Genomic DNA, 22,065 nt, shown 5'->3' with positions numbered 1-22,065 from the left:
TATTGAAAATGATGTATCGGGCGAAAATAATGAATAAATCAGTAAAGTCTGGTATTTTAACAGGTTTTAAGGCTTTGTGATAAAAATTACTGTGAGTAGCTTACTTGAAGTTTAATTTTGAGTATTATTAAAATGAAAAACCATGAGCACACAACCAATGACCTTCAATGAATTGATATCAGGGGACCAGCCAGTATTGGTGGATTTCTTTGCCACCTGGTGTGGTCCATGTCAGATGATGCAGCCTATCTTGCAAGATACAGCCAAGCAAGTGGGAGAGAAAGTGAAAATCATCAAAGTTGATGTGGATAAAAACCCTTTGGCTGCGAGCAACTTTCAGGTAAGAGGAGTTCCGACATTGATCTTATTTCAAAAAGGAAAGATACTGTGGAGACAATCAGGTGTGGTGCCTACGCATCAACTTGTAAATGTCATCAATCAAAATCTTTCTCAAACTGTCTAATTGTGACAAAAGTCATCAATCAGTTTAGTCAAAGAATTTACATTTGTAATATCATTTAAACTCAGAATATAATTTAGATAAATATGAAAATCGAACAAATCTATACAGGATGTCTTGCTCAAGGAGCATATTACATTGAATCCAATGGTGAAGCAGCAATCATTGATCCATTGAGAGAAGTACAGCCTTACATCGATCAAGCAGAAAAAAATAATGCAAAAATCAAGTATGTATTTGAAACACACTTCCACGCAGACTTTGTGTCTGGTCATAAGGATTTAGCGGCTAAGACTGGAGCAGATATCGTATATGGCCCTACTGGGATGAAGTTAGGGTTTGATGCGATTATTGCTGAAGATGGACAGGAATTTGAAGTGGGTAGATTGAAAATCAAATTGATCCACACCCCAGGCCACACGATGGAGAGTTCTTGCTATTTGCTTTTCAATGAAGATGGAAAAGAAGAGGCAATTTTCACTGGTGATACTTTATTCATTGGAGATGTTGGGAGACCAGATTTGGCTCAGAAAGTGATTGCAGACTTGACACAAGACAAGCTTGCAGGGCATTTGTACGAGTCATTGAGAAATAAAATCATGCCTTTGTCTGATGACTTGATCGTCTATCCTGCTCACGGTGCAGGCTCAGCTTGTGGAAAAAACATGAGCAAAGAAACTTCTGACACTTTAGGGAATCAAAAGAAAACGAATTATGCACTTCAAGAGATGACTAAAGAAGAGTTTATCAAAGAAGTGACAACAGGTTTGACTCCTCCTCCAGCATATTTCCCTCAAAACGTAATGATGAATATCGAAGGGTATGATAGCATAGATGATGTTTTGGAAAGAGGTGTAAGACCACTTTCACCAGCTGCATTTGAAGCAGCTGCTAATGAAACTGGTGCCGTACTTTTGGATACTAGGGATGCACAAGTTTTCGCAAAAGGTTTTATCCCTAATTCCATCAATATTGGCATAGAAGGAAGCTTTGCAGTATGGGTAGGAGCTATGATTCCAGATTTGAAACAAGAGATTTTAGTGATTGCTGATGAAGGCAAGGAAGAAGAGGTCATCACTAGATTAGCCAGAGTAGGCTATGATTATGCGATTGGATTCCTTGAAGGAGGTTTTGAGTCTTGGAAAAAAGACGGCAGAGAAGTAGATACCATCACATCTTTGACTCCAGAAGAAGTAGCTGCAATCGAAACCAAAGAAGGTCACGTAAATATCCTCGATGTTAGAAAAAACAGTGAGTTCTTAAGTGAACATGTATTAAATGCTGAAAATGCACCTTTGGATTACATCAACGAAAGCATGCTTCAGGTGGATAAGGATAAGACTTACTACGTTCATTGCGCTGGAGGTTATAGATCAATGGTCTTTATCTCCATCCTCAAAGCGAGAGGATTTGATAATCTAATTGATATCAATGGGGGCTTCAAAGCCATCAAAGAATCAGAGAAGTTTGAGGTAAGTGATTACGTTTGTCCTTCTACCTTGTTGTAGTTCATCGAATTACACCTTGATTTAAATAGGATGGCAAAGCTTCGGCTTTGCCATTTTCAATTTATAAAAGGGATTAAGTGATTTTTGTCACTTTTTCTCACGGTAGAATTAGGCAATTTTGAATATGATCCGAGTTTTGTTGGCTTCATTTCTGATTTCACTTTCGTCATTTGCTTTTGGTAATGATGACCAAGATACTTTGAAAGTAAGAAAGCCTTCTCTAAAGGAAGATTTGAAAAGTGGCAAATTTGATTTCCATTTCAGATCTTATATGATGTCTACAGTGAATGCTGGAGATGTCATAGATTATGCCACCTTGGCAGCAGGTGCGGGAATTGGTTATACTAGTCCAGAGTGGAATGGCTTGCAGTTTCGATTCAATGGGTTCTTTACTTACCAGGTATTTGAAAATAATATTCGGATTGCAGATCCTGTGACTGGCGGAGGTAATCGATACGAGATCCTACTCTATGATATGAATGATGTTTCCAATACCAATAAGTTGGATAGATTAGAGGAACTGTATCTGGCATATAGAAAAGATAGGATCAAGTTTGTGCTTGGAAGACAAAAAATTATTACCCCTCTGCTCAACGATCAAGATAATAGAATGCGCCCGAATGTATTTCAGGGGCTATCTGTTACCTATTCAGGGTTGAAAGTAAAAACCACAGCGATGTGGATCAATCAAGTCACAATCAGGGGCACGGTAGATTGGTATAGGATAGATGATTCTTTCGGAGTATATAGTTTCGGGAGAAACCCATTCGGAGAGCCTTCTAATTACAAAGGAAATATCCGTTCAAAAGGAATTGGATTAGTCGGATTACAGTACCATGATAAGGGTTTGACAACTCAGTTTTGGAACTATACAGCAGAGAATGTATTCAACATGAGCTTTGGACAGGTAGAGTATACCATCAACCTTCCCAAAAGCACAAGAGTACATCTAGGTTTGCAGGGATTTCATCAATTCGCCCTCAATGATGGTGGAAATCCTAATAACCAATTGACTTATATACTCCCCGGTGAAAAGGCTTCAGGAATTGGTGCTAAACTTGGTGTGTTTAGAGGAAATCACAACCTTTCATTTAATTACCTTGTAATCAATGATAAAGGGAGGTTTCTGTTTCCTAGAGAATGGGGCAGAGAACAACTCTTTGCAAGCATGCCAAGAGAAAGGTACGAAGGGGCGGGTGATATGAGTGCTTATGTCTTGAAGTATGATTTGGTAACTTCAGTTGATGGGTTATTTGCGCAGTTTGGAGCAGGGTTGGTCAATCATAGTGGTATGACTTCCTTTACAACCAATAAATACGGAATTCCTTCTTACTACCACTTTACAGGCATGCTGGAATATAGGTTTAGGGATTATTTTGAGGGATTGAACTTTCAATTTCTAGCTGTGAATAAAACTGCTCAAAATAGGAATGGACTGACAGATAACTTGCGTATTAATCGAGTAGATATGTGGAACTTGAACTTCATCGTAGATTATAAGTTTTGATATGAAGGATGAAGGATGCACAGATGAAGGATGACAAACAAGTCCAAGTGATAAAAAGTGAAAAACAAACAACTAAAATTAATAAAGTAAAATGGAACAATTTATTGAATGGATTACCCAGCCTTGGCCTTGGTATGTGGCAGGTCCACTGATCGGGCTGACAGTGCCGATCCTATTGCTAGTAGGTAATAAATCTTTTGGGATTTCGTCTTCTCTAAGACACGTGTGTGCCATGTGTGTGCCCGCAAATATCCCATTCTTTACTTACAATTGGAGAAAGGAAATGTGGAACATTGTATTTGTGGTTGGAGTGCTTTTGGGTGGTTTCTTCGCGACAACTTTCATTTCTAATCCAGATACCATCGTAGTCGCAGAATCTACACAACAGGATTTGGCTGCTTTGGGTATTACGGATTACAGCAAGTTGCTACCAGCTGAAATTTTCAATTGGGAAAACCTATTCACGGGTAAAGGACTGCTTTTCTTTGTGATTGGAGGTTTTTTGGTAGGTTTCGGGACCAGATATGCAGGAGGATGTACATCAGGTCATGCCATCATGGGGATTTCTTCCTTACAATGGCCATCCGTAGTGGCTACGATCTTCTTTATGGTGGGTGGCTTCTTGATGACACATGTATTGTTAGGGCCATTGATGAAAATGGTTGGATTTTAATAATTGAAAGAAGATGAAAGTAGAAGAAAAAGTGAAAAATATACAGCCTGTAGAGTGCGAAGCACCTAATATGCAGGAAAGTAAAGACGGATTGTTGAAATACCTGATCATTGGTATCTTATTCGGAACTGTATTCGTCAAAGCTGAAATTGTTTCTTGGTTTAGAATTCAAGAGATGTTCAGATTGCAATCATTCTTTATGTATGGTGTGATTGGGTCTGCGATTGCAGTTGGAGCCTTATCCATCTTTTTGATCAAAAAATTCAACATCAAAACGATGAAGGGTGAGACTGTAAATATTCCTAAAAAAGAATTTAGAAAAGGTCAGATCATTGGTGGATTCATCTTCGGATTGGGTTGGGCATTGACTGGTGCTTGTCCAGGGCCATTATTCGCTCAGATTGGTAGCGGGTTTACTGTTATCCTTGTAACTTTGGTGAGTGCTATAGCGGGTACTTGGGTATACGGAAGATTTTCTGATAAGCTTCCAAACTAATTGTATTTTGACTGTATGGCAAAAGCCACTCTGAAATATTCAGGGTGGCTTTTTTAATTCTGGTTATACATTAGGGTTCTTGATAATATTCTAATGCATATCTGAGGTTTAATTAAAGACCTTTTTGATGACCACCCTGATCAACAAAATAGCAGCCAATACGACACTTCCGGCGATTACAAATTCCATTGATTATTAACTTATTGATTCATGAAATGTTATGGCAAAGAACCAATAATTTATTGTATCTAAAGTTTTCAGCCTTTGATAATAGAAAGATCAAAATTTCAATCGTTTGAATTACCGACCGTTGATAATCATCAATGGAAAGTATAAAGCTGATTTTTTGGCTGTATCTTGCGCTTAATTATTTTCCCCAAACCTATGACCTTATTGCAAAAGAGAAGAGCCGCTTTGGGCAGTTTATTTTTTTTGGCAGGCTTGTGCTTTGCTTCTTGGGCTTCTCGTATACCAGATGTACAAAGCAAGTTTCAGCTATCTGAATCTCAGCTAGGCACGCTTTTACTCGGATTACCTGTAGGATCATTATTAGCTTTGCCTCTTGCAGGTTGGTTAGTTCATCGATTTGGGAGTAAGTTGGTGATTATGATTAGTGGCTTTGGTTACATGATTTTCCTGCCATTGATTGGTTTTAGTCCGACTATATGGACTTTGGTTCCAGTGATTGTGGTTTTTGGTATGATTGGAAACCTGATGAATATCTCCCTCAACACCCAAGCACTTGCCCTCGAGGATATGTATGGAAGAAGTATCTTGGCATCATTTCATGGGTTGTGGAGTTTGGCAGGTTTTACTGGAGCAGGTATAGGTGCTGGGATGATTTACTATGATGTTTTGCCAAAGTTTCATTACCTCTTGGTTTCGTTGATCGTGCTTTTGATCATCGTGGTGGCGCAAGGCTTATTGGTGAAAGAAGGAAATGCCAGAGGTGGAGGCGGTTTAGTACTCAGGAGACCAGATGATTTGCTATTAAGGATTGGGGGGATTGCCTTCTTGGGGATGTTGGCTGAAGGCTGTATGTTTGATTGGAGTGGGGTTTATTTCAAGAAGGTTGTTGCCATAGATGCGAGTTTTGTAGCCCTAGGTTATGTGTCTTTTATGGGAGCAATGGCTGCGGGAAGGTTTATATCGGATAGATTGAATAATCGTTTTGGTAGATTAAAAATTCTCAGGGGAAGTGGATTCCTAATTTTTTTAGGGTTGATACTATCTGTGATTTTTCCAACTGCTGTAGTTGCAGTTTTAGGATTTCTTCTGGTAGGCTTTGGAGTAGCATCGGTGATACCTGTTTCTTATTCTGTAGCTGGTCGCTCAAGGCTGTATTCGCCAGGAGTGGCATTGGCTATGGTGTCTACGATTTCGTTTTTTGGTTTTTTGATTGGTCCCCCACTGATCGGTTTTATCGCAGAATTATTGAGCTTGAAAGCTTCTTTTGTTTTGATAGCGATGGCTGGTTTGGGCATTGTACTTTTGACAAGTATCAGGCTTGAGGTTTTCAATGAAAATAAGGTTTGATATAAAAAGTCTACTTTTAATTTTATCTTACATTGAAGATAAAATTTGAAAACCGATAAATTTATTGTGAGAAATATCACAAAATGAGAGGATTGAAAAATGCAATTTTGTTTTTGCAATAATCCCCAAAAAAATGAAAGAATCATTTGAACCCTTTGTTAAGCTGATTTCCTTGATGGTTTCTTTGCTACTGATAGTGGCTACATTTACAGCGCTAGTCATAGGAACTGTGCTGTATGTCAGTGAAGGAGGAAAATTACCAAAAATTAGTTTTGTGGAAAAAACACCTCCTCTTCCGGTTGCCGAAGAACCTGATTTCTTGGCATTGGTGAGTAGTGAAGGAATGTGGACGTCCCCAGAGTGGTCATTGGTAGAGCAAGAAGCCAATGCAGATTTGATCAAATACGGTAGAGAATTGATTGCCAACACATCTGAATATTTAGGGCCAAATGGGAAAGTCATGAAGATTTCCAACGGGATGAATTGCCAAAACTGCCACCTCAATGCAGGGACAGCTCCCTTGGGTAATAATTATGCAGCTGTGTTTTCAACCTATCCAAAGGTAAGAGCAAGATCTGGTCAATCTGAGGATATCCCAAAACGAATCAATGATTGCTTTGAGCGTAGTCTGAATGGAGAAGGCTTACCAATAGAAAGTAAAGAAATGCAAGCGATGGTAGCCTACATGGAATGGCTTGGTAAAGACGTGCCCAAGGGAGAAACTCCCAAGGGAGCGGGTATTTATGCAGTTGCTTTTTTAGAAAGACCCGCCAATCCAGTAGCTGGGAAGCGTGTATATGATAATCAATGTGCTTCTTGTCATATGGAAGATGGTCAAGGCGTACTGCGATTCGATGGGTTGGGATATACCTATCCACCATTATGGGGCGATCATAGTTATAACGATGGAGCAGGGCTTTATAGAATGTCCAGATTTGCGGGCTATGTCAAGGCCAATATGCCACTAGGAGCAACTTATGAAAGACCCATGCTGACAGATGAACAGGCTTGGGATGTAGCAGCCTATGTCAATTCTATGGCTAGACCTGCAAAAGATATTTCTAATGACTGGCCAGATATCAGTAAGAAACCAGTAGATCATCCTTTTGGTCCTTTTACTGATCAATTCACCGAGGAGCAGCATAAGTTTGGACCATTTAAACCAATACTGGAAGCCCAAGCGATGGCTAAAAATCAATGAGAAATTTGCTCCTGGTCATAGGAATTCTTTGGTCGCAGTCTCTGTGGGCAAGAAGCCACTCTGATAGTGTTTCTACCAAAGAGAAAGCCAAATGGACATTAGGAACAAGGAGCTTTTTCATGTCCACTTCCTATTATGATAATTTCAAAGATGACTTTGCATGGGCTCAATCAGCATATGCAAAAGTGCAAACACCAAAATTCAAAGGGTTTTCCTTTGCTAGTAGGTATGCGGTTATTGGAAATATTGTCAGTTCAGATTTAGCAGCGAGAGATCCGATCACTGGAGGAAGAAATAGGTATGAGGTAGGCTTACTAGATGTGACAGACCTAGATAACCAATATTTCGGCAGACTGGAGGAGTTTCAAGTCAAATATGAAGCAGCGCTCTTTTCCTTTGCAGCAGGAAAAATGCCTATCAATACTGCTCTTATCAACCCCCAAGATGGAAGACTTTCTCCGACTTTTGTAGAAGGATTGTTTTTCAATTTCACACCAGATAGGGCCAATACTGCAACATTAAATTATATAAGTAGGATTTCTCCAAGATCTACTGCTGCATGGTTTGGAATTGGTGATACTTTTGGATTGTACCCGATTGGATTGGATTTACAAGGTAATCCCTCTGCTTACAAAGGGAATGTAGATAGCGATTTCGTAACAGTTTTTGATTGGAAGCATATTGTGGAGGAAGAGGCCTTTTCATTTGAATTTAACCATACTTACGTTCAAAATGTATCTAGCACTTTTCTGACACAATTCGAAAGAGATTGGAAATTGAATCCTTCAAAGAAGTTGCTTACTGGGCTTCAGGTTATGTTTCAGCATGGTATCAAAAATGGTGGGAATGATGACCCTAACTTACGCTACAAGGATCCTTATGATCAAAATTGGATTGTCAGCGCAAGAATTGGTGCGAAAGATAAATTAACTACATGGCACCTCAACTTCACCTATATAGGTGGACAAGGGAGATACCTTAGCCCAAGAGAATGGGGTAGGGATCCATTTTTCACTTTCATTCCGCGAGAAAGGAATGAAGGGTTCAGTGAAGTGACTGCATTGACTGGCTATTTTGAGAGAAGGTTTGTGGAAAGAGGTCTACAAGTTTATGCTTTCACTGGGATTCACTTCCTGCCCAAACCTGATACATTCGCAATCAATAAATATGCATTCCCCTCTTACCACCAAGCCAACCTAGGGGTGAAATATTCACCCTCAAAGTGGGGTAAAGGATTAGATTTTCATGGAATTATATTGACAAAATCCGCTTTAAATAGAGATAGTCTTCAACTCACATGGATTTATAATAAGGTAGATTTGATCCACATCAACTTGATCGCAAACTATACTTTACAATGGAAATAACAAAAAAGATAACAACCGAGGATTTTGAAGCTTTGCTTGAAAATCATCCCGCTACACTGGTTTACTTTTATCAAAATAAGTGTGGGGTTTGCAAAATCCTTTTTCCTAAGATCAAAAATTTGCTTGAGCAGGAGTTTCCCAAAATGGAGATCTTAGTCTTAGAGGCTGAGCAAAACAGGACACTTGCAGCACAGCTGAGAATGCTCTCTGTACCTGGAATCATGGTTTATTTTGAAGGGAAAGAATTTTTTAGATCCAATGGACTTGTAACTATTGGAGAGCTTCAAAGTAGGTTGGGGAGGCTTTACCAAATGTTTTTCTAGGAGAATTATTTTATTTCTGTCAACTCATGGAGCTCTTTATAAAATCCTCTTCTAATAGGAATGGTATGTTCTTCAATGATTAGTTCTTTAGAATTAAAAGAACTAATATGCTTAATATTGACCAAATAAGATTTGTGAACTCTTACGAAAGAGCTCGTTGGGAGGTCTCCGAGCACATCTTTCAGGATATCCCTGATTACATAGGTTTTGGTTTTGGTGAAAACTTTGGTATATAACCCATCTGCTTTAAGAAACAGAATGTCGTAGACTGGTACTGGTACAAGGAACCCTTTATCCCTAATCTTGAGGGTGTTTTTAGTTGCAGAGGCTGGTTTTGAAGTGGATTTTCCTTGTGGTTTTTCCAAAGCGAGGTAGATTGAAGACTTGAGGCTTTCTACTGTAAATGGTTTTAATAAATAGCCATCATAAATAACCTTCGAGATTCGATCTAAAATTCCTTGATCTGAGTATGCCGTCAAAAAAACTATCGGAATGTTGAGTTTATCCTTGAGCTTGTAGCAGAGATCTATGCCATCCAAATCTCCGTTAATCAAAATATCCATAAGAATTAGATCGGCAGTGCCATCTATAAAAAAGTCCAATACATCAATGGCATTATTGAAGATACCGACCACTTCATAGTCAAGATTGATCAAGATTTCTTGGATGTTCAAGGCTAGTTCGTATTCGTCTTCAACTATTAGTATTTTCTGCATTTTGTTTCAATTTTACCGCAAGAAAGTTCAAAAAATGTATTTTTAATATAATCGGTATTTTATTGTAAATAAAGTGAATCGCTAACAAATTTTTAAGCATTTACTTTACAATCTGAAAAATAAGGCATGGAAAGAAGTTCAATCATCTTAGAGGCGATAGGTAAATCATACTTTACATTACAAAGTCACGCAAGTTTAAAAAAGTCAATCCCACTTATACTGCAGCATCTTGGTCAGGCTACAGGGGTAGATCGAGTTTATGTTTTTAAGAATCATTTCAATGAAGCAGGAGAGTTTTGTATGACTTATAGCTTCGAGTGGAATGCGCCTGGAGTTAGTCCTCAAATTGACTTTGAGTATCTTCAGGGACTTCCTTGGTCTATTTTTCCAGAAATAGAATCAGTACTTAGGCAAAATAAGGTCATCAATGAATTGGTTAAAAACACTCAAAATGGAGATTTTTATGACGCTATGGTTGAGCAAGGGATCCTATCCTATCTCTTTGTTCCAATATTTTCTGGGGGTGATTTTTGGGGTTATATCGGATTTGATAATTGTCAAGAAGAGATATTATTTACAAAACAGCAGGAATTAGCACTTCACGCCCTAGCCTCCACTTTAGGAACAACAATTCTCTCCAAGAAGCAAAAAAAGAACTTGGTTAAAAGCAGAAAGAGCTACCTCAACTTGGTTCACGGGGTCAAGGATGTCATATTCAAGATTGATATCGAAGGTAACTGGACTTTTTTGAATCAAGCTTGGGAGTCTATATCGGGTTTCACTATAGAAGAAAGTATCGGAAAAAATGCGTTCAGTTATTTAGAACTATCTTTTCATGAAAAAATGCATAGTCTGTTCCAGGAGTTGGTTAATGGTGCATTGGAAGAGGCAAAGACCGAATTTCAGCTAGTTACTAAATCAGGTGCTTTGGTTTGGATCAAAGCACAAGCTCGTATCATTCTTGGCCAGAATGGCACTCCAGTTTCCTTGTCTGGAACTTTGGTCAATATCAACCAAGAAAAATCAATTCAAGCAGCACTTCAAGAAAAAGAGTCTGATCTCCAGAGGTTAAATGAATTGCTTCAGGCTGTCAATGATACTCAACTCAGCTTTTATCTTGAGGAAGATTTTCAGAGTCCTTTAGATACGCTTTTGATTAAAATTCTCAATATCACTGGGAGTAAGTTTGGCTTTATTGGAGAGGTTCTCTATGATCCTGATGGGGCTCCATATCTCAAAAGTCATACAATTTCCAACATTGCTTGGTCAAAGGAGACTAATGAATTTTACGAGCAAAATTTCCGAGTTGGAATTGAGTTTAGAAACCTCAACACATTATTTGGTGAGAGTTTAAAGACAGGTCAGTTAGTGATTTCTAATGATGTGGCACAAGATCCTAGAGCAGGAGGTACACCTCAAGGACACCCACCACTTTTTAGATATGTAGGCATACCTGTTTACAAGGGGGAAGACTTTCTAGGATTGATGGGATTTGCTAATAAGGAGACAGACTACACAATGGAGGATGTGGAGTTTCTACAACCCTTAATCTCTGGCTATGCGAATTTGATCAAAGCAATTAGGATTAATAGACAAAAGAAAGAGTCAGATCTCTTAAGACAAAAAGCAGATGAAAACTACAAACTAGTATCTCAGAATACAGGTGATATTATAGCACTTCATGATGTTGATTTGACTTTCAAATATATATCACCTTCTATTGAGAAAGTGCTTGGTTACAGTCCTGAGGAGCTAATAGGTAGAACACCTGCACAGGCTTTTGGAGTCCCTGGAGATTTAGTTGCCAGTGATTTGGATGATCAGATTAAGCTGGTAGTTCCACATCAGCATAAGTACAATGAATCTACCGTTTATTTGGAGATTTTGATGAAGCCACTGAGGGATGAGCATGGTGTTGTCCATTCTCTATTAGCTACTTCTAGGGATGTGACAGAGCGTGAAAAAATGCTAGAAGAGCTTAAGGAGTCTTTGATGCGCGAAAAAGAACTCAATCAGCTCAAGTCCAGATTTATTTCAATGACTTCGCACGAGTTTCGCACACCTCTAGCGACTATCATGAGTAGTACAGAGTTGCTTGGGATGGTCTTGGATAGGGTAGATGATGGCATGCTCAAAGAGAAGTCCAAAACCCATATTGGAAGGATCAATGCTCAAATCAAAAGGTTAACAACTGTTATATCTGATTTATTGATTTTGGAACGTAATGCACAAGACAAGGTGGTTATTACTCAACAAGAGGTAGCTATCAATCAATTTGTCAAATCTGTCGTGGATAATCACCTTCATGACATGGGGAGTAGGATTGATCTTGAATTGTCAGATGAGGAAATTATCATCAATACAGATCCTACCTGGCTTTCTCATATCCTCAATAACTTAATCGATAATGCTGTAAAGTATTCTATCAATGCAACTGATAATCCTAGGGTGAGTGTGACAAAATTTAAGAAAAATGTATTTATCACGGTTAAAGATTTTGGAATTGGTATTCCAAAAGCAGACCACAAATATATATTTGGTTCTTTTTTTAGAGCCAAGAATGTCTCCAACATAAAAGGCACTGGACTAGGACTGAATATTGTCAAAGAATTTATCACCAAGCTAGGCGGTGAGGTAAGCTTTAGCAGTCAGGAAGGAAAAGGATCGGCGTTTACATTAAGTTTACCCCATGAAGATTAAGATATTGCTTGTCGAAGATGAGCTAGAATTAAGAGAGAATATCAAGGACATCCTCGAGATACATGACTTTGAATTAGCTGAAGCCGACCATGGTCAAATGGGGGTAGAAATGCTTGAAGAATATAATCCAGATATTGTTGTATCAGATGTGATGATGCCAGTGATGGATGGCTATGAATTTCTGGAGACAGTTCGAAAAAATGGCAAACATATCAATTTGCCTTTTCTCTTCCTTACAGCAAAAGTTGATAAAGATGATGTGCGTAGAGGTATGGAAACAGGTGCAGAAGATTATCTAACCAAGCCCATTCAAGCTAAAGACCTTGTGAATGCAATCAACGCTTCTTTGAACAAGAAGTGGAATAGGGACATGTGGCTGCAGCACAAAGTGGAGGAAGTATTGGCTGAAGAAAGGAAGGTTAAATATCATGAATTGAGAACACCGCTATTTGGGCTAAACTCACTTCTTCATATAATCAAGGATTCTTTAGGGGTGTTGAGTGAAGAGCACTTGATAGAATTATTGAATAAGGCTATTTCATCTGGTGATAGGTTAAATTCAAGTTTATTGAATTTGGCACGTTACCAAGGAGTGGATGTCATCAGGACAGAGCGGATTTGGTTGCCCTCTGTAAAAAACTATCTGCTAAAATTACTAGAAAGTGCTGATCAAAAGCAGCACTACAGAATATCAGGCTCTGATTTTGGATGTTGGTTTGACTATAAACAATTCGAATTTATAGTGGGAGAATTAATCACTAATGCTTTTAAGTTCAATTCAGGGGAGTATATCGTAGTAGAGCTGAAAGATCGAAAAATTAAAGTTTTCAATCAGCAGGTGATCTTTGATGTACCTCAAATAATAGAAATACAACCCTTCTCACAAATCAATAGGAAATATTTTGAACAACAAGGTTTAGGTCTTGGATTATACCTTTCCTTAGAGTATGCTAAAAAAAATCAGGCTTGTCTAAGCATTACTGTAGACCAGCAGAAAGTATTTTGTGCAGAGTTGACCCTACTCAAAGAGTAGGGTCATTAGCGTTAGATTGCAACTGGGTGATTTTGCAACTTTTCGCTACCTGAAATCAGGCAATTTGATAAGGTGATCAGACCTTTAATGTCCAAAGGTTTCTGGAGCATAAAATTGAAGAGGGCACGTTTTTTTTCTTCCTGTATGATAACACCAGCAGTAATAGCAATGATAGGTAGGTCGTATTTACCATGCTCAAATCTGACTTTTTTCGCTAAGCCATACCCATCTAATTTAGGCATCATTAAGTCTGTAATGATTAAGTCGATTTCAAAATTGGAAGTAATAAGATGTTCCAAGCCATGCTGGCCATCTTCTGCAAGTATAACTTCAAATCCTGCTGTATTGAAGTGATGTGATAATATAAATCTGATAATTTCGTCATCTTCAACAATAAGGACTCTCATGCTATTAGTTTTAAATTTGAGACACAAAAGAAACATATAATTCAATCTTATGTATTGATATGCGTCGAATTGTAAATATCCTGAAATAAAGTCAAAAAGCCCGAAGAGAATTTCCCTTCGGGCTTTTTGACTTTATTTCAGGATATTTATTTTGTCCTTTCTACAGCAACTTGATCTAGGCCTCTCTTCTTGAGTAATGCATCGATCTTAGGTTCTGCTCCGCGGAAGTTGACATACATATTCATCGGTTCATCTGTACCGCCTCTTTCGAGGATTTCCTTTCTAAAAGCTTTAGCCTTTTCTTGATTGAATAGATCAGTTTCTTTGAAAGCTTGGAAAGCATCTGTGTCCAATACACCTGACCAAATATAGCTATAATAACCTGAAGAGTATCCACCAGCGAAGATGTGCTGGAAATATGGACTTCTATATCTTGGAATGATTTCGTCGATTAAGCCAATTTTAGCCATAGAAGCTTTTTCAAATGCTGTGGCATCCATACTGATGTCCTGCGCTTGGGTATGGTAATCCAAATCCATCAGGGAAGCTGCTAAGTATTCAGTAGTTCCAAAACCTTGGCCGAAAGTACCACTGTTAGTCAATTTTGCGATCAAATCGTCAGGGATGACTTCTCCAGTTTCGTAATGGAAAGCATATTGTTTCATTACACTAGGTTCTGTAGCCCAATTTTCCATGATTTGAGAAGGTAATTCTACAAAGTCTCTTGGGACAGATGTTCCAGCTAAGCTTTGATACTGTACATTGGATAGCAAGCCATGAAGGGCATGACCAAACTCGTGGAAGAAGGTAGTCACCTCGTCAAACGTTAGTAAGGCAGGAGCATTGGCAGTAGGCCTTGAGAAGTTACATACAATGGAGATAACAGGAGCCTTTCTCTCACCATTTTCGGTTTTTTGAGATCGGTATGAAGTCATCCAAGCCCCACCTCTTTTTGAGGCTCTTGGGTGGAAATCCATATAAATTACACCTACGTGACTTCCATCTGCCTCTTTGACTTCATAAGCTTTGGCGTCAGGATGGTAGACAGGGATGTCTTGAATTTCTTCAAAGGTCAAGCCCCATAGATTTTTTACCACCATAAATACGCCCTCTTGGACTTTAGGTAAAGAGAAGTAAGGCTTGATTTCTTGCTCGTCAAGATCGAACTTTTGTTGACGGAGTTTTTCTTCATAGTATCTCCAATCCCATGGTTCTATGCTAAAGTCATGTCCTTCAGCTTTTACTAATGCCTGCATTTCATCTCTCTCAACTTTAGCTTTTGCCAATGCTGGAGTCCAAAGTTGGTTTAGAAGGTTGTATACATTTTCAGCATTCTTGGCCATAGATTCTTCTAAGACATAATCTGCATGTGTATTGTATCCGAGAAGTTGTGCTTTTTGTCTTCTCAAGTTCGCAGTTTCTATCAAGCCTGCTTTGTTGTCATATTCATTACCTTGATCTGCTCTGTTTTTGTAAGCTTCCCAGATTTGCTTTCTCAGTTCTCTGTTTTCAGCATATTGAAGAAAAGGCATGATGCTAGGGTTTTGCAAGGTAAATACCCATTTGCCCTCGTGTCCTGCTGCCTTTGCATCATCAGCCGCTCCATCTATCAAAGCCTGAGGTAAACCAGCAAGGTCAGCTTCGTTTTCTATGACTAGCATGTATGCATTAGTTTCAGCTAATAGGTTCTGGCCAAACTGCAGTGTGAGTGAAGACAGCTTACTGTTGATTTCTCTGAGTTTAGCTTTGTCTGCTTCATCGAGGTTGGCACCATTTCTTACAAATGATTTATAGGTTTTTTCTAAGAGCATTTGTTGTTCTGCATTGAGATCTAGCTCTTCTTTGCTACCCCATACAGCTTTTACTCTTTCGAATAATTTTTCATTCAAAGAAATATTGTCACTGTGGGCAGAAAGCTCTGGAGCCATCTCCTTAGCAATCGCCTGTAGTTCATCATTGGTGTTGGCTGAATTTAGGTTTCCGAAAACCCTAGACACCTTTCCAAGCAGTTCACCAGCATACTCCATTGCCTCGATGGTATTTTCGAAAGTTGGGGCATCATCATTATTGACGATAGCATCGATCTCAGCCTGATGCTGTTTGATACCTTCTCTCAATGCAGGAGCAAAGTGTTCATTTTTGATCTTATCAAATGGAGGAACTTCAAATGGCGTATTGTAAGCCTCAAAGAATGGATTCATAGTTGTTGTATTTTCGTCTGAAGAACCACAGGAATAAAGTAATGTGGCCGAAGCTGCAAGCGCAAGGATTGTTTTTTTCATCTGTTTATAAATTTATTGAAGTCATCTCTACCAGTTAGTAAAGGGTGTGGAGTTTTGCATTATAAGTTGTAGCATCAGCTAACAGGTTATGTCTGATTGCTTCGGTTATGCTTGATTTCACACAAGTAGACATTTGGGTTATAATCACAAAGATAAAAGAATTTTAAACACCTAATCAATGGATGTTTTGAGAGGTTGAATTCGGTTTTTATATAAAAGGATTGGGAAGCCCATTATCATCCTGTACCTTTGATCCATTAAAGAAAAATGTCAATCATGATAAAATTAAGGTGTGTTTGGTGTCTCTTTTTATGGCTTTTTGTCCACTCGATTTCCTTAGGACAAGAGCGTGAGCAATATGTGATCTTGATTTCTTTAGATGGTTACAGATATGATTACACAGAGAGATTTAAGCCAGAGAATCTTTTGAGATTTATCAAAGAAGGGACAGCTGCAGAAGCGATGATTCCTTCATTTCCTACAAAGACTTTTCCTAATCACTATAGTATTGCAACTGGGATGAAGCCTGAAAATCATGGGTTGGTCAATAATGCCTTCTATGATTCCAAAAAAGATAAAGTCTACAATATTAGGGATAGAAGCATAGTAGAGGACGGCTACTGGTATAGCGGTACACCTTTGTGGGTTTTGGCCGAGCAGCATGGAATGAAAGCTGCTAGTTATTTTTTTGTAGGCTCTGAGGCTGATGTCCAAGGAATCAGACCAAGCTACTATCACAATTATGATGCAGCAGTCACTAACTTGACTAGAGTCACGAAGGTATTTGAATGGCTCGAATTGCCAGAAGAAGACCGACCAAGGATGATAACCTTGTACTTTTCAGATATGGATGATGTTGGCCATGCCTATGGGCCTGACAATGATCAGCAACTTGCTCAGAAAATAGAAAAATTAGATAGAGAACTTGGGGCACTTTTTGAGGGTTTAAAAAGTTTTGATTTGGATATCAATGTGTTTATCGTTTCAGATCATGGTATGGTCAATGTGCCAAAGCAAAATCTCATTAATTTGGACTTGATCACAGAAGGTATCGCGGCAATGGTAGTCAATAATGGTGCTATGGCTCATGTTTACCTAGAAAATCCCCTTGAAAGGAAAGAAGTGATGATCAAGCTATCTCAAAGAGATGGTCCTTTTCAGTTGGCGCTAGTTCAGGATAAAAAGTACTACAAAAATATCAGCACATATGCAGACCGTCTTGGAGATATCCTGATCATGCCAGATTTGGGATTCTATCTTGCCACCACGCCTGACATGGTCAAATATCAAAATAGATCGGGGCTTCTGAAGACGGATGTATTTGGGGAGCATGGCTTCAGTCCCGAATACAAAGAAATGGGAGCTATTTTCTATGCTCGTGGTCCAAGGATCAAAACAGGTTTGGTAATCGAGCCATTTCAGAATATTCATGTTTATCCTTTAGTAGCAGCAATTTTGGGGTTGTCTATTCCTGATGGGATCGATGGGAGTCTAGATGTTTTACAAAAAATACTGAAAGATGATAAGTGAAAAGAAAGAGATTAAGAGTAGGGAGGAAGTTTCCGTATTGGTTAGAAATTTTTATTCGAAAGTTAGGTACCACGCAGACTTAGGTCCTATTTTCAATGGGGTTGTGGAAGATTGGGAGGAGCACTTAGAACGACTCACTGATTTTTGGGAAATGATCTTGTTGCAGACTGGTCCAGGTGCGGGTAAATTCAGCCCTGTTCCAGTGCATAAAGAAGTGGACAGACAAGTCAATCATCAGCTAGAAGAGCAACACTTTTTAAGCTGGTTGGGTCTTTGGTTTGAAACTGTGGAGGAATATTTTGAAGGGGAGGCGGCGGAGTATGCAAAAGTTCACGCAGAGCGAATGGCTCATATTCTTTTTTTTAGAATCATGGAGAATAGAAAACTTAACTAATAAAAAGGCCGAAACAATCTTGCTTCGGCCTTTAAATAAATTTTAAATCCTAAATCTAAACTGATATAAGTTTGAAATGGTAGTCGGTTTGTTCTCTTTTGTTGAAGGCAATTTCTTTTCTGAGGTGATAGAATGCTTCTAGGAGGAGCGCGCTTTCTGTTTTTCCTGCATCTATAGCTCTATAGCCTATTAATTCAATTAGCTTTTTAACTTTACATTTATCAATTCCTTCTTCTCCACAGTAATAGGTTTCTTTAATCATTCCCATTGGGTCTGATTTAGGATAGTCTAAACCTAGATTATTGAATGCTTTGAAAATAGGAGGTTGGTCACCTATACTTTCTTGTATGAAAGCCGTATTGCAGTAAAAGTATTTGTTATAGGCACTATTGGTGCAATCTATCAGGATTTTATCTTTAAGATCCGTTTTTTTCAAAACTTCACAAACACTTACTAGATTTTCATTGTCACAACAAATCAAAATAATATCTGACTGCACAATAGCTTCTTTGTATCCAAAGACCTTGTCTAAGTACATATTTAGGATTTTCCATTCCACATCCTTGGCCTCGAATCCTTGTCGGACCCCGAAGACCACCTTGGCTCCTGTCGATAGGTATTTATTACCTAATGTACATGCCAGTTTAGTTCCTCCTATAATTCCTAAATTCATAACTTTTTGGGTTTTCAGCGGGTGATATTTTGCCTCTAAGCTCGAGTTAGATTTTAGCATTATTTTATTACTTATTGTTGGCAAATCTTACTCGAAAGTGTTGAAAATTATAAATTAAATGATGAATAACAAAATTAAATACTGAAAAATATGAATAAAAAGAATGAGAAGCGTTTGTATGTATTTAAAATTGATTAAAAGGTAGATGAAAATGAAAATTTTTATTTAAGTTTTTGTATTTATAGAGTTGATAATAAATAGTTTATCTTATGTAAAGGAATAAAAGCATCTTTAATTATTCAAAGAATAAGGAGACGCGGCAGCATGCCGAGTCTCCATTAATAATTTTATTGACAATTGACGGTTGGATTGAAGGGAGCATACATTCCACTTGGGTTATGTTTCCAAATCCAAACATGCAGCTGGAAGTTATCAAAGGGTAAACCCATAGGATTGGCAGGCACAAAATCAAATTCTACTTCTCCAAACATAGGAGGAGTTTCACCCTCCCAAAAATCAGCCATGATGACATACTCTATAGCTACTAGTTTCATTTTTCCATTATCCATGGGCTCATACACCATCACTTCAGGTGTGAAAATATCATACTCACCATCTACTAGTCCAAAATTTGGGGCATGATGTCCCATTCCTCCTAACTCAGGATGAGATACACAGTGTTCTCTATCTAAAGTATAGCCGGCAGCTTCTGCGACTTCAAGTCTTTGATATTTTGCGGTAAGTCGGCGCATTTCTGCTAGGAGTTGATTTTGATCTGATCTCCTCAGGTTCTCTTGTCCAGTGACGGTGGAGCTTAATTCTTCGATTTCAGGGAGTTTGTTGTCATATGGCTCTATGCCTTCCATAGTGCAGTTTGTCATTAGGATGATGGACATAGTAAGCAATAATGTCCCAATGCTAGACTTTAAATTTAAATTTCTCATAATGTTTAAGGATTTGGTTCTGTATAAATTTGAGAATAGTTGGATGTTTAGCTTTCACCCGTTTGGGTGAAATATAGAAAATAGCCCATCTACCTACCAAAATTTTTTAGATTGAGATTTATTCAAAAGTGAATGCAGCTATTATTCAAAAATCTTATATTTAGTTTTTGTACAAGTAAAACAAACAGAACATGTCAAAATACTTTTGTTTATTTCTCTTTCAAGCATTGTTGATACCAGCATTTGCCTTTGCTCAGGCTTTTGATAATAATAGCGTGATCTTTGAAAATGTAAGGATATTTGATGCAAAAACTATGTCCTTGACAGAACCAAGAACAGTTTTGGTAGAGGGGGGTAAAATCAAATCTATAGGCCAAATTTCCATGACTTCAGATGGTGCTCTTAGAATAAATGGAACTGGGAAAACGCTAATACCTGGACTCATTGATGTCCATGTACACTTGACTTTTGGAGCACTGACCATGCGGGAAATGATGTCGCCCATGCTTTCTGAGGGAGTGATTATGGAAAAGGTAGGTGGTAATGCGGAAAGGATGCTGATGCGGGGCTTTACCTCTGTAAGGGATGCGGGCGGTCCTATCTTTCCTTTGAAAATGGGGATAGATGCAGGTAAATTAAAAGGTCCTAGAATTTGGCCATCCGGAGCTACAATTTCCCAAACTGCAGGTCATGGAGATTTTAGAGCACCAGATGAAAAGTCAAGAAGATTTTTTGGAGAACCTTCTCGAGCTGAAAGGTTTAATGCTACTTTTATTGCTGATGGGAGAGACGAGGTATTGACTGCTGTAAGAGAAAACTTGCGCTTTGGTGCCAGTCAGATCAAATTAATGGCAGGTGGAGGAACTTCATCTGCCTACGATCCTGTGGATGTGACCCAATATACTTTTGATGAAATGCAGGCAGCAGTGGAAGCTGCAGACGACTGGGGTACTTATGTGATGGTGCATGCGTATACCCCAAGAGCCGTACAGCGAGCCATCAAGGCGGGAGTAAAGTGTGTAGAACATGGGCAAATGCTCGATCAAAAGACGCTTCGCCTAATGAAAAGGAAAGGTGTCTGGTTGAGTACACAAAACCTTGTGGAGAGCACTCCTGATATGGATCCACAAAGAGTAGAAAAGCGTAAGCCTGTGATTGAAGGACAAGCGCAACTTTGGCCTATGGCCAAAAAGATGAAGTTGAAGATCGCTTGGGGAACAGATTTTTTGTTCGAACCAGAGCTGAACGAACAGCAGAACTCCTATATCCTACGCCTTCAGCAGTGGTTCAGTAATGCCGAGATTCTCAAGATGGTCACAGCTGACAATGCAGAGTTGTTGCAGCTTTCGGGGCTGAGAAGCCCCTATCCTGGGAGATTGGGCGTGGTGGAAGAAGGAGCCTTAGCAGATTTGATTTTGGTGGATGGTGATCCTTTGGCTGACCTTTCATTGATTGCCAATCCTGCCGAAAAGTTTGTGGTGATTATGAAGGATGGGAAGATTTATAAAAATTTGGTGGAGTAAACAAAATTTTTGCAAATTCTATCCTACCAATAAGGGACAGGATGTCATTGGATATTTTCAAAAATTTCAGATAAATCTAGCTGAAATCCTTCAACTGCGTCAGATTTCACCACATCTCCATGGGTAAAAAGCTTTGAAGCTTGATATTTACCATTGATCAAATTGTAAATCAAGAGCGTACATTCATTGGGGTGAATCACCCAATACTCTTTCACACCCGACTCTTCATAGACTTCATACTTATTTTGCAATTCTTTTCGGTTATTTCCTGGAGATAGGATTTCTACAATCAAATCCGGTGCCCCCACACACCCAAGTTCATCTAATTTATCTGGATCACATACCACGCAGATATCTGGCTGAACAACCGTATCAATGTCCTCGTGTTTTTTTGACTTCACAGGGAGCCTTACATCGAAAGGAGCTGCAAAAACCTCACATTTTTTGCCCTTTAAAATACTGTAAAGCTCAGTGGATATTTTTAGGGATAACCTTTGGTGATTTACCCTTGGAGCTGCCGCCTGTTTGAAAATCTTACCTTTGATCAACTCGACCATCTCATCCATCTTCCAAGTCAGGTAATCCGCATAGGTGTAGTGGCCATATAATGATGGTGGCTCTTCTACTCGGCTTTTTAAATCATCCTTTCCCATGGAGTAAATTTACTTGTTTTGAAACAGAAATAAAAGACTCTAATTCTCAGTCCCTACTTCTAATGTCAATAATATAATGCTCAAATAAAAGTTGTATTTATACTTACTGCATATCTGGCAATTTAAAAATCAATAAGTA

At 38.7% G+C, this 22,065-nt stretch carries 20 protein-coding genes; 14 read left to right on the top strand and 6 right to left on the bottom strand.

The window, feature by feature from the left end; translation table 11 throughout:
- Positions 1-142: 142 nt before the first annotated feature.
- The 9 genes from trxA (at position 143) to CHB66_RS09405 (ending at position 9,071) form a co-directional block, all read left to right on the top strand.
- A complete protein-coding gene (trxA, locus tag CHB66_RS09445) occupies positions 143-463 on the top strand; it encodes a thioredoxin (RefSeq protein WP_089240318.1) in 321 nt (106 codons plus the stop codon).
- Positions 464-546: 83 nt separating this feature from the next.
- Complete coding sequence (locus CHB66_RS09440; RefSeq protein ID WP_089240316.1) at positions 547-1,968, top strand: MBL fold metallo-hydrolase; 1,422 nt, start codon at positions 547-549, stop codon at positions 1,966-1,968.
- 124 nt (positions 1,969-2,092) lie between these two features.
- Positions 2,093-3,475 (top strand): OprD family outer membrane porin, encoded by a 1,383-nt coding sequence (locus CHB66_RS09435; protein ID WP_141107386.1) that lies wholly within the window; start codon positions 2,093-2,095, stop codon positions 3,473-3,475.
- A 91-nt stretch (positions 3,476-3,566) separates the two neighbouring features.
- Positions 3,567-4,148: a YeeE/YedE family protein gene (locus CHB66_RS09430; protein WP_089240314.1), complete on the top strand. Its 582-nt coding sequence runs from the start codon at positions 3,567-3,569 to the stop codon at positions 4,146-4,148.
- 13 nt (positions 4,149-4,161) lie between these two features.
- On the top strand, positions 4,162-4,644 hold the full coding sequence (locus CHB66_RS09425) for a DUF6691 family protein (RefSeq protein WP_089240312.1): 483 nt from the start codon (positions 4,162-4,164) through the stop codon (positions 4,642-4,644).
- A 384-nt stretch (positions 4,645-5,028) separates the two neighbouring features.
- Positions 5,029-6,180, top strand: a complete 1,152-nt coding sequence (locus tag CHB66_RS09420) for an MFS transporter (protein WP_089240310.1) — start codon at positions 5,029-5,031, stop codon at positions 6,178-6,180.
- A gap of 133 nt (positions 6,181-6,313) precedes the next feature.
- On the top strand, positions 6,314-7,381 hold the full coding sequence (locus CHB66_RS09415) for a c-type cytochrome (protein WP_089240308.1): 1,068 nt from the start codon (positions 6,314-6,316) through the stop codon (positions 7,379-7,381).
- Positions 7,378-8,748 (top strand): hypothetical protein, encoded by a 1,371-nt coding sequence (locus CHB66_RS09410; RefSeq protein ID WP_089240306.1) that lies wholly within the window; start codon positions 7,378-7,380, stop codon positions 8,746-8,748. Before CHB66_RS09415 ends, CHB66_RS09410 begins: the two co-directional genes overlap by 4 nt.
- Complete coding sequence (locus tag CHB66_RS09405; RefSeq protein WP_089240304.1) at positions 8,739-9,071, top strand: thioredoxin family protein; 333 nt, start codon at positions 8,739-8,741, stop codon at positions 9,069-9,071. The genes CHB66_RS09410 and CHB66_RS09405 overlap by 10 nt, the downstream gene beginning before the upstream one ends.
- A 5-nt stretch (positions 9,072-9,076) precedes the next feature.
- Here the strand turns inward: CHB66_RS09405 and CHB66_RS09400 are convergent, their stop codons facing one another.
- Entirely contained in the window at positions 9,077-9,787 is a 711-nt protein-coding gene (locus CHB66_RS09400; protein ID WP_089240302.1) for a LytR/AlgR family response regulator transcription factor, read from the bottom strand.
- Between the two features lie 126 nt (positions 9,788-9,913).
- Between CHB66_RS09400 and CHB66_RS09395 the strand changes: the two genes are divergently transcribed.
- Both CHB66_RS09395 and CHB66_RS09390 read left to right on the top strand, forming a co-directional pair.
- On the top strand, positions 9,914-12,487 hold the full coding sequence (locus CHB66_RS09395; protein WP_089240300.1) for a PAS domain S-box protein: 2,574 nt from the start codon (positions 9,914-9,916) through the stop codon (positions 12,485-12,487).
- Positions 12,477-13,520 carry an ATP-binding response regulator gene (locus tag CHB66_RS09390; RefSeq protein WP_089240298.1) on the top strand — a complete coding sequence of 348 codons (1,044 nt, stop codon included), beginning with the start codon at positions 12,477-12,479 and terminating at the stop codon, positions 13,518-13,520. Before CHB66_RS09395 ends, CHB66_RS09390 begins: the two co-directional genes overlap by 11 nt.
- Positions 13,521-13,531: 11 nt before the next feature.
- On the opposite strand, the gene CHB66_RS09385 is transcribed toward CHB66_RS09390, so the two are convergent.
- Both CHB66_RS09385 and CHB66_RS09380 read right to left on the bottom strand, forming a co-directional pair.
- On the bottom strand, positions 13,532-13,927 hold the full coding sequence (locus CHB66_RS09385) for a response regulator (RefSeq protein ID WP_170932463.1): 396 nt from the start codon (positions 13,925-13,927) through the stop codon (positions 13,532-13,534).
- Between the two features lie 146 nt (positions 13,928-14,073).
- Positions 14,074-16,209 (bottom strand): M3 family metallopeptidase, encoded by a 2,136-nt coding sequence (locus CHB66_RS09380; protein WP_089240294.1) that lies wholly within the window; start codon positions 16,207-16,209, stop codon positions 14,074-14,076.
- A 276-nt stretch (positions 16,210-16,485) separates the two neighbouring features.
- Between CHB66_RS09380 and CHB66_RS09375 the strand changes: the two genes are divergently transcribed.
- Positions 16,486-17,739, top strand: coding sequence for an alkaline phosphatase family protein (locus CHB66_RS09375; protein WP_089240529.1), 1,254 nt, complete (start codon positions 16,486-16,488; stop codon positions 17,737-17,739).
- The gene (locus CHB66_RS09370; protein WP_089240292.1) at positions 17,729-18,133 is read left to right on the top strand and encodes a group III truncated hemoglobin; all 405 of its coding nucleotides are present in this window, start codon (positions 17,729-17,731) and stop codon (positions 18,131-18,133) included. Before CHB66_RS09375 ends, CHB66_RS09370 begins: the two co-directional genes overlap by 11 nt.
- Positions 18,134-18,188: 55 nt before the next feature.
- Here CHB66_RS09370 and CHB66_RS09365 read toward each other — a convergent pair whose 3' ends face one another.
- Both CHB66_RS09365 and CHB66_RS09360 read right to left on the bottom strand, forming a co-directional pair.
- Positions 18,189-18,806 (bottom strand): NADPH-dependent F420 reductase, encoded by a 618-nt coding sequence (locus CHB66_RS09365; protein ID WP_089240527.1) that lies wholly within the window; start codon positions 18,804-18,806, stop codon positions 18,189-18,191.
- A 347-nt stretch (positions 18,807-19,153) separates the two neighbouring features.
- Positions 19,154-19,750, bottom strand: coding sequence for a hypothetical protein (locus tag CHB66_RS09360; RefSeq protein ID WP_141107385.1), 597 nt, complete (start codon positions 19,748-19,750; stop codon positions 19,154-19,156).
- Between the two features lie 191 nt (positions 19,751-19,941).
- Between CHB66_RS09360 and CHB66_RS09355 the strand changes: the two genes are divergently transcribed.
- Positions 19,942-21,273, top strand: coding sequence for a metal-dependent hydrolase family protein (locus CHB66_RS09355; protein WP_089240288.1), 1,332 nt, complete (start codon positions 19,942-19,944; stop codon positions 21,271-21,273).
- Positions 21,274-21,317: 44 nt separating this feature from the next.
- On the opposite strand, the gene CHB66_RS09350 is transcribed toward CHB66_RS09355, so the two are convergent.
- Positions 21,318-21,926 (bottom strand): Uma2 family endonuclease, encoded by a 609-nt coding sequence (locus CHB66_RS09350; protein WP_089240286.1) that lies wholly within the window; start codon positions 21,924-21,926, stop codon positions 21,318-21,320.
- Positions 21,927-22,065 lie beyond the last annotated feature (139 nt).

Origin of the sequence: Belliella buryatensis (assembly GCF_900188245.1) — a bacterium.
GTDB classification, from domain to species: domain Bacteria; phylum Bacteroidota; class Bacteroidia; order Cytophagales; family Cyclobacteriaceae; genus Belliella; species Belliella buryatensis.
Note: the sequence above shows the minus strand (reverse complement) of the source record. Positions and strands in the feature narration are given on the sequence as shown.

Bases quoted from the DNA above. Each gene is read 5' to 3' on its own strand.
- CHB66_RS09405 (WP_089240304.1), top strand. From the start codon at position 8,739: ATGGAAATAACAAAAAAGATAACAACCGAGGATTTTGAAGCTTTGCTT.
- CHB66_RS09360 (WP_141107385.1), bottom strand. From the start codon at position 19,750: ATGAGAAATTTAAATTTAAAGTCTAGCATTGGGACATTATTGCTTACT.
- CHB66_RS09350 (WP_089240286.1), bottom strand. From the start codon at position 21,926: ATGGGAAAGGATGATTTAAAAAGCCGAGTAGAAGAGCCACCATCATTA.
- CHB66_RS09365 (WP_089240527.1), bottom strand. From the start codon at position 18,806: ATGAATTTAGGAATTATAGGAGGAACTAAACTGGCATGTACATTAGGT.
- trxA (WP_089240318.1), top strand. From the start codon at position 143: ATGAGCACACAACCAATGACCTTCAATGAATTGATATCAGGGGACCAG.
- CHB66_RS09390 (WP_089240298.1), top strand. From the start codon at position 12,477: ATGAAGATTAAGATATTGCTTGTCGAAGATGAGCTAGAATTAAGAGAG.
- CHB66_RS09370 (WP_089240292.1), top strand. From the start codon at position 17,729: ATGATAAGTGAAAAGAAAGAGATTAAGAGTAGGGAGGAAGTTTCCGTA.
- CHB66_RS09355 (WP_089240288.1), top strand. From the start codon at position 19,942: ATGTCAAAATACTTTTGTTTATTTCTCTTTCAAGCATTGTTGATACCA.
- CHB66_RS09430 (WP_089240314.1), top strand. From the start codon at position 3,567: ATGGAACAATTTATTGAATGGATTACCCAGCCTTGGCCTTGGTATGTG.
- CHB66_RS09395 (WP_089240300.1), top strand. From the start codon at position 9,914: ATGGAAAGAAGTTCAATCATCTTAGAGGCGATAGGTAAATCATACTTT.
- CHB66_RS09380 (WP_089240294.1), bottom strand. From the start codon at position 16,209: ATGAAAAAAACAATCCTTGCGCTTGCAGCTTCGGCCACATTACTTTAT.
- CHB66_RS09385 (WP_170932463.1), bottom strand. From the start codon at position 13,927: ATGAGAGTCCTTATTGTTGAAGATGACGAAATTATCAGATTTATATTA.
- CHB66_RS09440 (WP_089240316.1), top strand. From the start codon at position 547: ATGAAAATCGAACAAATCTATACAGGATGTCTTGCTCAAGGAGCATAT.
- CHB66_RS09375 (WP_089240529.1), top strand. From the start codon at position 16,486: ATGATAAAATTAAGGTGTGTTTGGTGTCTCTTTTTATGGCTTTTTGTC.
- CHB66_RS09425 (WP_089240312.1), top strand. From the start codon at position 4,162: ATGAAAGTAGAAGAAAAAGTGAAAAATATACAGCCTGTAGAGTGCGAA.
- CHB66_RS09400 (WP_089240302.1), bottom strand. From the start codon at position 9,787: ATGCAGAAAATACTAATAGTTGAAGACGAATACGAACTAGCCTTGAAC.
- CHB66_RS09435 (WP_141107386.1), top strand. From the start codon at position 2,093: ATGATCCGAGTTTTGTTGGCTTCATTTCTGATTTCACTTTCGTCATTT.
- CHB66_RS09410 (WP_089240306.1), top strand. From the start codon at position 7,378: ATGAGAAATTTGCTCCTGGTCATAGGAATTCTTTGGTCGCAGTCTCTG.
- CHB66_RS09420 (WP_089240310.1), top strand. From the start codon at position 5,029: ATGACCTTATTGCAAAAGAGAAGAGCCGCTTTGGGCAGTTTATTTTTT.
- CHB66_RS09415 (WP_089240308.1), top strand. From the start codon at position 6,314: ATGAAAGAATCATTTGAACCCTTTGTTAAGCTGATTTCCTTGATGGTT.